General features: G+C 63.8%; 12 protein-coding genes and 1 tRNA gene. 5 read left to right on the forward strand and 8 right to left on the reverse strand.

Annotated features, from left to right (window positions below):
* Positions 1–110: 110 nt before the first annotated feature.
* The gene (locus tag AB3X86_RS13925; protein ID WP_176380869.1) at positions 111–1,412 is read right to left on the reverse strand and encodes a cytochrome c; all 1,302 of its coding nucleotides are present in this window, start codon (positions 1,410–1,412) and stop codon (positions 111–113) included.
* A gap of 21 nt (positions 1,413–1,433) precedes the next feature.
* Entirely contained in the window at positions 1,434–2,165 is a 732-nt protein-coding gene (locus AB3X86_RS13930; protein ID WP_176380868.1) for a c-type cytochrome, read from the reverse strand.
* 341 nt (positions 2,166–2,506) lie between these two features.
* On the opposite strand from AB3X86_RS13930, the gene copC reads away from it, so the two are divergent.
* Positions 2,507–2,884: a copper homeostasis periplasmic binding protein CopC gene (copC, locus tag AB3X86_RS13935; protein ID WP_176105114.1), complete on the forward strand. Its 378-nt coding sequence runs from the start codon at positions 2,507–2,509 to the stop codon at positions 2,882–2,884.
* Positions 2,881–3,810, forward strand: a complete 930-nt coding sequence (locus AB3X86_RS13940; protein WP_368596424.1) for a CopD family protein — start codon at positions 2,881–2,883, stop codon at positions 3,808–3,810. The genes copC and AB3X86_RS13940 overlap by 4 nt, the downstream gene beginning before the upstream one ends.
* Positions 3,811–3,990: 180 nt before the next feature.
* On the opposite strand, the gene AB3X86_RS13945 is transcribed toward AB3X86_RS13940, so the two are convergent.
* A complete protein-coding gene (locus AB3X86_RS13945; RefSeq protein WP_013090463.1) occupies positions 3,991–4,293 on the reverse strand; it encodes a hypothetical protein in 303 nt (100 codons plus the stop codon).
* A 176-nt stretch (positions 4,294–4,469) separates the two neighbouring features.
* Positions 4,470–5,618: a galactonate dehydratase gene (gene dgoD / locus AB3X86_RS13950; protein ID WP_368596425.1), complete on the reverse strand. Its 1,149-nt coding sequence runs from the start codon at positions 5,616–5,618 to the stop codon at positions 4,470–4,472.
* 135 nt (positions 5,619–5,753) lie between these two features.
* Between dgoD and AB3X86_RS13955 the strand changes: the two genes are divergently transcribed.
* Complete coding sequence (locus AB3X86_RS13955; protein ID WP_368596673.1) at positions 5,754–6,467, forward strand: FadR/GntR family transcriptional regulator; 714 nt, start codon at positions 5,754–5,756, stop codon at positions 6,465–6,467.
* 23 nt (positions 6,468–6,490) lie between these two features.
* Here the strand turns inward: AB3X86_RS13955 and AB3X86_RS13960 are convergent, their stop codons facing one another.
* Positions 6,491–8,029, reverse strand: a complete 1,539-nt coding sequence (locus AB3X86_RS13960) for a DHA2 family efflux MFS transporter permease subunit (protein ID WP_176121783.1) — start codon at positions 8,027–8,029, stop codon at positions 6,491–6,493.
* 142 nt (positions 8,030–8,171) lie between these two features.
* Here AB3X86_RS13960 and AB3X86_RS13965 point away from each other — a divergent pair, with 142 nt between their 5' ends.
* Complete coding sequence (locus AB3X86_RS13965; protein ID WP_026229127.1) at positions 8,172–8,615, forward strand: MarR family winged helix-turn-helix transcriptional regulator; 444 nt, start codon at positions 8,172–8,174, stop codon at positions 8,613–8,615.
* A 76-nt stretch (positions 8,616–8,691) separates the two neighbouring features.
* On the opposite strand, the gene AB3X86_RS13970 is transcribed toward AB3X86_RS13965, so the two are convergent.
* Complete coding sequence (locus AB3X86_RS13970; protein ID WP_176121782.1) at positions 8,692–9,027, reverse strand: hypothetical protein; 336 nt, start codon at positions 9,025–9,027, stop codon at positions 8,692–8,694.
* A 400-nt stretch (positions 9,028–9,427) separates the two neighbouring features.
* On the opposite strand from AB3X86_RS13970, the gene AB3X86_RS13975 reads away from it, so the two are divergent.
* Entirely contained in the window at positions 9,428–10,639 is a 1,212-nt protein-coding gene (locus AB3X86_RS13975; RefSeq protein WP_368596426.1) for an MFS transporter, read from the forward strand.
* Positions 10,640–10,702: 63 nt separating this feature from the next.
* On the opposite strand, the gene AB3X86_RS13980 is transcribed toward AB3X86_RS13975, so the two are convergent.
* A tRNA-Met gene (locus AB3X86_RS13980) sits at positions 10,703–10,779 on the reverse strand.
* A gap of 86 nt (positions 10,780–10,865) precedes the next feature.
* A complete protein-coding gene (locus tag AB3X86_RS13985; protein ID WP_368596427.1) occupies positions 10,866–12,524 on the reverse strand; it encodes an MFS transporter in 1,659 nt (552 codons plus the stop codon).
* Positions 12,525–12,530: the final 6 nt, after the last annotated feature.

Consider the following 12,530-nt stretch of genomic DNA (forward strand, 5'->3'; position numbering starts at 1 on the left):
CCGCGAAGGCGACCACCAACACAAACAGGCCCACATGATACCGGTCCTGAAAAAACGAAGGGCGCGGCCGCGAAACTCGCAGGCCGCGCCCAGGGTACGTGAAACCCTGCTTAGTCGAGCGGCGCCGAACGCAGCTCGGCCACTTGCTGCGGCGACACGGCCGTACCGTGGTTGCCCCAAGACATACGGATGTACGTCACGACCGCTGCGACTTCCTGATTCGACAGAGACTGTGCGAACGGCGGCATGCCGTACGGATGCGGGTTCGCGTCCGTGCTCGGCGGATAACCACCGTTCAGCACCATGCGGATCGGGTTGACCGCCGACGGCATCTGGATCGACTGGTTATTCGCGAGAGGCGGGAATGCCGGCGGGCGGCCGAGACCATTGTCTTCGTGGCACTTCGCACAGTTGTCAGCGTAGATCTTCTGACCTTGCTTCAGCAGTTCGCCGCCGAACTTTTCCGAGGTTTCGAGCTGCAGCGGTTCCGGTGCTTCGCTCTTCTGCGGAATCGTCTTCAGGTACGTCGCCATCGCGTTGATGTCTTCGGCCGACAGATACTGCAGGCTGTTGTGAACCACTTCGGCCATCGGACCGAACACCGCGCCGCGGCTCGACACGCCGGTCTTCAGCAGATCGGCGATGTCCCTCAGGTCCCAGTCGCCGAGGCCGGCTTCCTTGTTCGACGTCAGCGACGGCGCATACCAGTTCTGCAGCGGAATCAGACCGCCCGCGAACGCCGCCGAGCTGACGGGGCCGCCCATCGCGTTGATCGACGTATGGCACATGCCGCAGTGGCCGAGGCCTTCGACCAGATACGCACCGCGGTTCCATTCTACCGACTTGGTCGGGTCCGGCTTGAACTCGCCTTCACGGAAGAACAGCGTGCGCCAGCCGATCAGCATGTTGCGCTGGTTGAACGGGAATTTCAGTTCGTGCGGACGGCTCGGTACGTTGACCGGCGCGACCGAGCGCAGGTACGCGTAGATCGCGTCGGAGTCGGCGCGCGTGACCTTCGTGTAGCTCGTGAACGGGAAGCCCGGATAGAGCAGGCTGCCATCTTTCGAGCGGCCGGTGTGCATCGCCCGATAGAAGTCGTCCTGGGTCCACTTGCCGATGCCGTACTGGTCGTCAGGCGTGATGTTCGGCGTGAACATCGTGCCGAACGGCGTGGCCATCGGCAGGCCGCCCGCGAACGGCTGTCCGCCGCGCACGGTGTGGCAGGCGATACAGTCGCCCGCGCGGGCGAGGTACTCGCCCTTCTTGATTAGGTCGGCCTGGTCCGCGGGCGTTGCCGCGACGGCTGCGCCGCTGCTATGCAGATGGTCGCCGCCCGACCACAGGACGGGAACGAGTGCGGCGGCCGCGACCACGACGACTGCCGAGAGGGCGAACAAAGACTTGCGTTTCATTTGAATGTCTCTCCCGGCGCCTTATTGCGGTTCGCTGCCGCAGGCAAGCGGAGTCTTCAAGGAGCGGGCCGGAGCCGGCACGGGGTTTTGCGGAGCCTGCTGCGTGGCAAGCCAGGCCGCGACGGCGTTCACGTCTTCGTCGCTAAGGCGCGTGGCGATGGTGTGCATGCAGTCCGGTGCGATCGCACGACGCGTGCCCGAACGCCATGAGCCGAGCTGCGCGCTGATGTAGTCGGCGTGCAGGCCGACGAGACCCGGGATCGCCGGTTCCATACCGGTCAGCGCCTTGCCGTGGCAGGCCGCGCAAGCGGGCACCTGCTTGTTCGCATCACCATGCAGCACGATCTGCTCACCGCGCGCGAGCGTGGAGGCGGAGGCCGTCGGCTTGGCCGGCGTGGGATACGGTGGGCGCTGCTGCGAGAAGAAGGTGGCGATCTGATGCAGGTAGTCGTCGGAGAGATACGTGACGAGGTAGTTCATCGGCGGGTACTTGCGGCGCCCTTCACGGAAGTTCTGCAACTGATTGAACAGATATCCCGCCGGCTTGCCCGCAAGACGCGGGAAGTAGTCATTGTCGGTGCCTTGCCCATGCGAGCCGTGGCAGGCCGTGCAGCCTTGCACGCGCGCTTCCATCGTGTCGGGGGCCTTCGGTTGCGTCTGCGCTTTCGCAGCGCTATAGACACCCGCGGAGCCGATCAGCAGAAGGGCAAGCAACGGGCGGAAGAGGCGTCTTGAAGACACGCGTAACTCCATCAGAATCGGGGACCTGACCGAACTTCGGGCGGCTCGGTGTGAAGGACAGCCGTCGCTGCGGCGACGCAGCATTCTATCATCGAAGGGTGATGGTGCCTATTTGCCGCATTAGATGCGGTTCCAGGTGTGACCACCATGCGACAGTGTGTCGCGTTTGCCAGTTTCGGACTTCGGTTGCGTCGCGCGTCGTGATCAATATCGTTGTTTCATCAAGCAAGGTTGAACCGATCCCCGTGCGCGCCATCGAAGCGTACACTTCCGGGCTCGCAGGCCGTCGTGCAGACGATGCGCGTCGTCGGCCCGGCTCTGTTCCGTTCGTTCTCATCCGCTATCGGCCCCACATGAAGCTATTCGATTTCTCCTCATCGACGCTGCGAGCGTTGATGTCCGGCGCGGTGGCGCTGGCCATGTCATCCACCGCGTTCGCGCATGCGCACCTGATCTCGAGCGTGCCGGCCGCGAACGCCGAGGCCGTCGCGCCCGCCGACGTGACCATCCATTTCACCGAGCCGCTCGAGCCCGCGTTCAGCAAGATCACACTCGCCGATACGAGCGGCAAGCCTGCGACTTCGACCGCGTCGACGGTCGATAGCGCGGACGCCCGCGAGATGCACCTCGCGCTGCCTCAGTTGACGAGCGGCCGCTATTCGGTGCACTGGGTCGCGGTGGCCACCGATGGCCATCGTACGCAAGGCGACTTCGCGTTCAACGTCAAATGAACTTCGACGCACTGTGGATCGGGCAGGTCGCAATGGCCGCGCTCATGAACGTCGCGTTCGGCTTCGCCGTTGGCTCGGCGCTACTCGGCGCATGGCTCGCGAAGGACGCGCAGCAAGGCACTTCACCGGCGCGGCCCGGCTGGATGCGCGCATATCGCTCGATGCTCGCGGCCACCATCGTGCTGGTGCTCGCGGATCTCGGCTGGCTGCTGTATCAGGCGGCGTCGATGAGCGGCGTCGCGTTGCCCGCGGCGTTCGGCGTGGTGCCGACGGTGCTGACGCAAACGCATGTCGGCTATGGTTGGAGCGTCGCGTTCGGCGGCGCACTGGTGCTGCTCGGCACCGCGCTGAGCCACGGCACGGGCATGCTGCGTAACACGCTGCTGTGGCTCGCGGTGCTCGCGATCTCGGCGGGCAAGGCGTCGCTTGGTCATGCTGCCGATGCCGGCGTCGTATCGGCCGCGATCGGCATGCAGACGCTGCACGTGCTCGCGACGAGCGTCTGGGGCGGTGTCGTGATGGCCGCGGGCTTCGCGGTGCTGCCGGCGCTCGGCGCATCGACCGCGCGCGGCATGCTGATTCGCACGGCGACCCAGGTGTCGAACGTGTCGCTCGTCGCAGTCGCGTTGGTATTGCTGTCGGGCGTCTTTAATGCGGTGCGCGGCTCGGGTGGGTCGTTCGAAGCGATTCAGGGGAGCACGTGGGGCCATGTGCTGACATTGAAGCTCGTGCTGGTCGCGCTCGCGCTGGTGCTCGGCGCGCTGAACCGCACGTCGGCGCTGCCGCGCCTGCGTCGCACCGCGTCGACGATGGATGCGCATACCTTCGTCAACGTGATCTATCTGGAAGCGCTCGTGATGATCGGCGTGTTCGTCGTCGCGGCCGCGTTGTCGCACACCGTGCCGGCGTTCGCTGCGCTCGGCTGAACGCGCGGCGCGCCGCATAAAAAAGCGCCGCACTGCGAAGCACGTGCGGCGCAATACACACGGTCGCCTGGCTGTGGCCAGCGCACCCGCTACTACTCTTCAGGCAAGCAGCGCGTCGTCGCGCGCGCGTTCCAGCAATGCAGGCGTCAGTCGCATCACGCCGTCCGGCTCGCTGCCCGCTTACTCGAGGCCGAGGCGATGACCGAGAATCGGCGCGCAGAACAACGCGATCGCGCAGCCCGCGGCCTTCCCTTCGAGTTCGGCGCCAGCCGCGTGCGTGCCGACCATCTGCGTGAGCAGATCGAAAACCTGCGGCAGGCAGTACAGCACTGCCGCGGCGATAAAGCATTTCCCGACCACCGCGATGCTCCATCCGCGCTCGTAGGCGACCATCGCGCCGATGATGCGCAGCACGCCGAAGACGACCAGCGCACCGACCGCCGCCTGTTCGCGGATCAGATAGTCAGGAAGGAATTCGCCCATGGTGCTCCCCGCTGCACGCGTTGTCGGCATGCATTTCAGCAAGGAGCAGACCATGCGTCTGTCCGATACCGAACAAACGTCGCGAGAGCTGGGCGGGAGAAGGCTGTGCGGGAATCGAGGCAGGGAGGGGCCCGCGCGTCACGTGGCCGGAACGCGCGGGCGCAATGGCCCACGAATCACCATTCGGCGACGCTGCCGTCCGCGTGACGCCACACCGGATTGCGCCAGCGATGACCGACCTTCGCCATCTCGCGCACCTTCTCTTCGTTGACCTCGATGCCGAGGCCCGGGCCTTGCGGGATCGACACGAAGCCATCTTCATACTTGAAGACTTCCGGGTTCTTGATGTAATCAAGCAGGTCGTTGCCCTGGTTGTAATGGATGCCGAGGCTCTGTTCCTGGATGAACGCGTTGTAGCTGACCGCGTCGATCTGCAGGCAGGTCGCGAGCGCGATCGGGCCGAGCGGACAATGCAGCGCGAGCGCGACGTCGTAGGCTTCGGCCATCGCGGCGATCTTGCGGCACTCGGTGATGCCACCTGCGTGCGAAGCGTCCGGCTGGATGATGTCGACGTAGCCGCCTGACAGGATGTGCTTGAAGTCCCAGCGCGAATACAGACGCTCGCCGAGCGCGATCGGGGTATTGGTCTGATTGACGATGTCGCGCAGCGCCTCCGCGTTCTCCGACAGCACCGGCTCCTCGATGAACAGCAGCTTGTACGCATCGAGTTCCTTGGCGAGCACCTTCGCCATCGGCTTGTGCACGCGGCCGTGGAAGTCCACGCCGATGCCGATGTTTGGCCCGACCGCCTCGCGCACCGCCGCGACGTTGTTGATCACGCCTTGCACCTTGTCGAAGGTGTCGATGATCTGCAGTTCTTCCGAGCCGTTCATCTTGACGGCCTTGAAGCCGCGCTCGACCACCGCGCGAGCATTGTTCGCGACATCGCTGGGGCGGTCGCCGCCGATCCACGAGTACACCTTGATCTTGTCGCGCACCTGGCCGCCGAGCAGCGCATGCACCGGCACGCCATGATGCTTGCCCTTGATGTCCCACAGCGCCTGATCGACGCCGGCGATCGCGCTCATCGTGATCGGGCCGCCGCGATAGAAGCCCGCGCGGTACATTACCTGCCAGTGATCCTCGATCAGCAGCGGGTCCTTGCCGATCAGATAATCGGAGAGTTCCTCGACGGCCGCGGCGACCGTGTGCGCGCGGCCTTCCACCACCGGCTCGCCCCAACCGACGATGCCCTCATCGGTCTCGATCTTGAGGAAGCACCAGCGCGGCGGGACGACGAAGGTTTCGAGCTTGGTGATTTTCATGGTGTGTGTCTCCTGACGATCTGCCGGCACGCAAAAGAATTTTGGGAATTCCATGCTACAACAAAAGTGCATTTAAATACTATTAATAGTACTATTTGCCACATAGTGGTGAGATTTGGAATACTTGTTGCCGCGTTGCGCGACGAGACCACCACCCGCGAGGAGAAAACCATTCCGCACGATCTGCATGGGCGAGTCACCCAACTGCTCGCGACCGCGATTCTGCGTGGCGACTATGCGCCGGAGTCGATCCTGCCTCGCGAAGCCGAGTTAATGGAGACGTTCGGCGTGAGCCGCACGGTGTTGCGCGAGGCGCTGCGCACGCTGACGTCGAAAGGGCTGATCGAATCGCGGCCACGCGTGGGTACGCGGGTGCGGGTCAAGTCCGCGTGGAATTTGCTCGATGCCGATCTGCTCGACTGGTATTCGCGCGTCGCCGAGCCGATGGCGTTTGCGCTCAAACTGCAGGAAATGCGCGAGATGATCGAGCCTTACGCGGCCGGCCTTGCGGCCACCGCGTGCACCGATGACACGTTGGGCGCGCTTGCGGCCGCCCATGCCGCGATGGTGGTGGCGCGTAACGTCGATGAGTGGGTGCGTGCGGATCTGCAGTTCCATCTGTGCGTGCTGACCGCGTGCAGCAATGAATTGCTGATTCCGCTTGGCGCGCTGATCGAGCGCACGCTCGAGGCACAGTTGCGGCTCAATGCGAAACGCGCCGATGTGTTCAACGCGTCGCTCGCCGAGCACACGGCGGTGTACGACGCCATCCGCGCGCGCGATGCCGCCGCGGCGTACGCGGCGATGTCGTCATTGCTTGGCGTGACGCGCGGGCGAATCGAAGGCTGAGACGGACGGCGCCGCGCTCGATCTCAATCCATCGCCGCATGCGCGGCCGACGCATCCAGCGCCTTATGCGACGGCCGGATCAGCAGCAATAGCGGGATGACCAGCAGCGTTGCCACGAACATCAGCTTGAAGTCGTTCAGATACGCGACCATCGCCGCCTGCTGCGTGATCGACGCGTTCAGTGCCGCGATGTCGTAGCGCGAGCCGCCGTCGAGCATCGACTGCAGCGCCGGATTGAACGCGGTAACGTTCGCGGCGAGGTCCGCGTGCGAGATTTGCGTGTTGCGCGTCATCAGCGTCTGCACGATCGAAATGCCGATACTGCTGCCGATATTGCGCATCAAGCTGTAAGTCGCGGTGCCGTCCGCGCGCAGCTCCGGCGACAGCGTCGAGAACGTCAGCGCGGACAGCGGCACGAACACGAGACCGAGCCCGAAGCCCTGGATTACGCCGGGCCACACGATGTTCGACTCCGACAGCACGATCGTGTAATGCATCATCTGCCACAGCGCGAACGCCGAGATCAGGAAGCCGCAGAGCAATAGCAGCCGCGCATCGACGCGCTTGAGCAGCCGGCCGGCGATCAGCATCGCGACCATCGTGCCGGCGCCGCTCGGCGCGGTGACGAGGCCGGTGGTCGCGACCGGATAACCCATCAGGTTTTGCAGCATCGGCGGCAGCAGCGCGCGGGTCGCGTACATCACCGCGCCGATCACGAAGATGAAGAACGTGCCGGTCGCAAAGTTCGGGTCCTTCAGCAACTTGTATTTGAAAAACGAGCGCTCGCCGACGGTCGCGGTGTGGACGAGGAAAAACGCGAAGCTGATCGCCGCGACCAGCGCCTCGATCACGATCTCGGTCGATGAAAACCAGTCGAGCTGCTCGCCGCGATCGAGCATCGCCTGCAATGCGCCGATCGCGAGGCCGAGCGTGATGAAGCCGAACGCATCGAACTTCACGTCGTGCTTGGGCTCGCGCTTCGGCAGGAAGGTCGCGACGCCGAACAGCGCGAACGCGCCGATCGGCACGTTGATGAAGAACACCCAGCGCCAGTTGTAGCTATCGGTGAGCCAGCCGCCGAGCGTCGGCCCGAGAATCGGCCCGACCATCACGCCCATGCCCCACACGGCCATCGCCTGGCCCTGCTTTTCACGCGGGTTGATGTCGAGCAGGATCGATTGCGACAGCGGCACCAGCGACGCGCCGAAGATCCCTTGCAGCAAACGCGACACGACGATCTGCGGCAGCGTCTCGGAGAGTCCACACAACGCCGACGCCACCGTGAAGCCGCCGATCGCGATCAGCAGCAGCCGCCTGACGCTGAGGCGGTCCGCCAGCCAGCCGGTGAGCGGCGTGGCGATCGCGGCAGCGACGATATAGGAAGTCAGCACCCATGTGATCTCGTCCTGCGACGCGGACAGCGTGCCTTGCATATGCGGCAGCGCCACGTTGGCAATCGTGCTGTCGAGCGTCTGCATCAGCGTCGCGAGCATGATCGAGATCGTGATCATCGGCCGGTTGAGCAGCTCAGTGGCGCTCGCCGGCGTGGAGGCGGAAGACATGAAAGATGGGGAGGGTCGATATCGTAAGCATGCTTAGTATATCGTCAATGCGGGTTTGCGCGATCGGGAGTTGTGCTGAAGCTGGAACGCATGCGCAGGCGCAGGCGCGCTGTAAGCCGAAGTGCTTCCGTATAATCCGCGCATGAAAACCCAATTCGAAGAGCGCTTCGGCTTTCTGATCTACGACGTCGGCCGGCTGGCGGGCAAGCGTTTCGACGATCATGCGAAGTCGTCGGTCGACCTGACTCGCGCGCAGTGCCGCGTGCTCGCCTATCTCGGCCATTACGGCGAGATCAATCAGGCCCGGCTCGCGGATCTGCTGGAGGTCGCGCCGATCTCGGCGGGCCGGCTGCTCGACCGGATGGAGGAGGGCGGCTGGATCGAGCGGACCGCGAATCCACAGGATCGCCGCGAGCGCCAGGTGCGCATGACGCCGAAGGCCGAGCGCACGCTCGGCAAGGCGCGCAAGGTCGGCGACGAGGTCGCGCTCGAAGCGCTCAATGGTTTCAGCGATGAAGAAGCGGCGCAGTTGATCGCGCTGCTGCAGCGGGTGCGCGGCAACCTGAGCCGGCTGGTGGATCGCTGAAGCGTCGCGGTGTTGGCGAGACGCTGAGGCCTTTCGCGCGAGCCCGAGCGACGTTGGGCACGCGCTTCAAATCACGTTATTTGGATTCCGACGCTGGCGCGCCGCCGCTCGGCGGTACCAGCTCGTAACAGCCCGCCGCCGCCGTTTTCGCTTTTGCTTCCGGTTGCTGCGCATCGATGCATTTGAACGCGCTCTGATCGCGCTGCACGAAGATCGTGTCGGCCGGCCCGTTGTTGACCACGGCGACGATCTTGTAGCCGTCCTGCAGCAGCGTCGCGAGCATGGTCGAACTGGCGCGCCATTGACTGTCGGACGTGCTCGGCGTTTGGGCCTGTGCGGTGAGGGCGGCGGTCGTGCCGGCGAGCGTGAGCGCAGCGGTGGTTGCAGCAAGCGCGACGGTGCGGAACGTCATTAAGGAACCTCCTCGAAGTTGCGACGGAATTGCGGAAGGAAGCCTGTCAGGTCCCGCATCGTGGACGCGCGTTGAACCTCCGGAGAGAACTTGCCAGACTTGCTTCGGGCGCTATTCTCTCAAGAGACGGAGCTGCCAACGAAACCGGCGGCGCTTCACTACCCATACTCTGCGACGCTGCTGCTCGTCGTTCGTTCCATCGGTCGCGATGAACGGACCGAACCCAGCGCTGGGCATTTCCCACACTTCGTCAGCAATTCTTGCGCCGCCATCGGTGACGTGCCACAGGGGTATTAGATTCAGCGATGCCAGATAAGATGGAGCGGTCGTAGCAAGTTGCGCTAGCGCTCGCATGCGACCGTGCCGTTTCGACCGCGTTATTTGATGCCATCCCTATCGAATGCGAAACGAATCGCAAGTCAATGCCGTGCGGCAGATTCCACGCAGCGTGTGGGTCCTAGGATGTGTGAGTCTTTTCATGGACATCTCATCCGAAATCATCCACAGCCTGCTGCCGATGTTTTTGATGGCAGGCCTAGGCGCAGGCGCCGGCGCGATTGGGGTCATCGAGGGCATCGCGGAGGCCACGGCCCAAATCGTCAAGGTGTTTTCGGGGACGCTAAGCGACTACCTCGGCAACCGAAAGTGGCTTGCCGTAACCGGGTATGCGCTCGGCGCGATGAGCAAGCCGCTTTTTGCCATTGCGTCGTCGGTGGGAGTCGTGGTGACGGCGCGCGTCATCGATCGCGTTGGTAAAGGCATTCGTGGTGCGCCTCGCGATGCGCTCATTGCCGATGTCACGCCGCAGCACCTGCGTGGGGCGGCCTTCGGTCTGCGCCAATCCCTCGATACGGTCGGTGCGTTTCTCGGACCGCTGCTGGCGGTTCTCATCATGCTGATCTGGGCAGACAATTTTCGGCTTGCGTTCTGGCTTGCCGTCATTCCCGGCGTGCTCGCGGTCGCGCTGTTGGCGTTCGGTATCACGGAGCCTGAGCACGAGTCTGTTGCCAAAAGAAACAACCCAGTGCGGTGGCAGAGTCTCAAGGACCTTGGTTTGGACTACTGGTGGGTCGTAGGGATAGGGGCTGTGTTCGCGTTGGCGCGATTCAGCGAGGCTTTTCTGGTTCTTCGTGCGATGGGCAGCGGTGTACCGATTGCGCTCGTTCCGCTGGTCATGGTGGCAATGAATGTGGTCTACGCGCTGTCCGCTTATCCGTTCGGGAAGCTCGCGGACACGATGCGTCATACGCGGCTGCTAATCGGTGGTCTGATCGTGTTGATCGGCGCCGACCTCGTGCTGGCACACGGCAGCCACTGGAGCATGGTCGTCGTCGGGGTAGCGCTTTGGGGGCTGCACATGGGGATGACGCAAGGCCTGCTCGCCACGATGGTCGCGCACACGGCGCCAGCGCATTTGCGTGGGACTGCGTTTGGTTTCTTCAATCTGCTGAGCGGCGTCGTGACGCTGGTTTCGAGCGTTATCGCAGGCCAGTTGTGGGAACGTGTGGGTGCAGCCATGACGTTTTATGCGGGTGCGGCCTTCGGGCTGATGACCGTCGTGGCGCTTCTCTTTCACCCGACACCGGCCGGATCGGGTAACGACCTGAGTTGACGTGGCAGCGGTGAAAAACAAAAAAGCCGCTGTCCTTGTGGGACAGCGGCTTTTTCTTGAAGCTGGTGGCGAATCAGGGACTCGAACCCCGGACCTGCGGATTATGATTCCGTCGCTCTAACCGACTGAGCTAATTCGCCGAAAGAAGCGAGATTATGCTGGGGCAACCGGAGGCTGTCAACCCCCGGCGCACAACTTTTTCAGATAGCCCAGACTGGCGGTCCGCTCAATCTTTTGCGTAGATATCCGAGTCCTTGGTTTCGCGCACGAACAGCATGCCGATCACGAAGGTGATCACCGCGATGATGATCGGATACCAGAGCCCCGAGTAGATGTTGCCCCGCGCCGCGACGATCGCGAACGCGGTCGCCGGCAGGAAGCCGCCGAACCAGCCATTGCCGATGTGATACGGCAGAGACATCGACGTATAACGGATGCGCGTTGGGAACATCTCGACCAGCATCGCCGCGATCGGACCGTAGACCATCGTTACGTAGATCACGAGGATCGTCAGGACCACGATGCTCATCGGCCAGTTGATCTGAGCCGGATCGGCCTTCGGCGGGTAGCCGGCAGCCTTCAGCGTTGCGGCGAGCGTCTTCTCGAAGGCCTTGGCTTGCTCCTTCGCATCCGGGGCGCGGCCGTCGAACGTGTTGACGACCGTATCACCCACGCGGATCTGCGCGATCGTGCCGGCCGGCGCCGCGACGTTGTCGTAGTTCAGGCCGGCTCGCGACAGCGCGCCCTTGGCGATATCGCACGAGGTCACGAACTTAGCCGTGCCCACCGGGTTGAATTGGAACGAGCACTCGGCCGGATCAGCGATCACGACGATCGGCGACTTCGCGGTCGCGGCTTCGAGCGCCGGGTTCGTGTAGTGCGTGAGCGCCTTGAACAGCGGGAAGTACGTCAGCCCGGCGATCAGCAGCCCGGCCATGATGATCGGCTTGCGGCCGATGCGATCCGACAGCGAGCCGAAGAACAGGAAGAACGGCGTGCCGATCAGCAGCGCGAGCGCGATCATGATGTTGGCGCTCGAACCGTCGACCTTCAGGGTCTGCGTGAGGAAGAACAACGTGTAGAACTGGCCCGTGTACCACACGACAGCCTGGCCGGCCGTCAGGCCGAGCAGCGCGAGAATCACGACCTTCAGGTTCTTCCACTGGCCGAACGCTTCGGAGAGCGGCGCCTTCGAGGTCTTGCCTTCGGCCTTGATGCGCTCGAACACCGGCGACTCGTGCAGTTGCAGACGAATCCACACGGACACCGCGAGCAGCAGGATCGACACGACGAACGGAATGCGCCAGCCCCAGGCGCCGAACGAGTCTTCGCCCATGAAAGTGCGCACGCCGAGGATCACGAGCAGCGACAGGAACAGGCCGAGCGTTGCGGTGGTCTGGATCCACGCGGTGTAGAAGCCGCGGCGGTTCGCCGGCGCGTGTTCGGCCACGTAGGTCGCGGCGCCGCCGTACTCGCCGCCGAGCGCGAGACCCTGCAGCAGACGCATCGCGATGAAGATCACCGGCGAAGCGATGCCGATCGCCGCATAGCCCGGCAGGAAGCCGACGAGGAACGTCGACAGGCCCATGATGATGATCGTGATCAGGAACGTGTACTTGCGCCCGACCATGTCGCCGAGCCGCCCGAATACGATCGCGCCGAATGGCCGCACCGCGAAGCCCGCGGCGAAGCTGAGCAGCGTGAAAATGAACGCCGCGGTCGGATTGACGCCGGAAAAGAAGCTCTTGCTGATGAAGGCCGCAAGCGAGCCGGCCAGATAAAAGTCGTACCACTCGAAAACCGTACCCAGCGACGATGCGAAGATCACCCGCTTCTCATCGCGCGTCATCGGCGCGTGCGAGAGTTGCCCGCCAACGGTAGCCATATGTCG

This window comes from Paraburkholderia sp. BR14374, assembly GCF_040948685.1.
Classification (GTDB): Bacteria; Pseudomonadota; Gammaproteobacteria; order Burkholderiales; family Burkholderiaceae; genus Paraburkholderia; species Paraburkholderia youngii.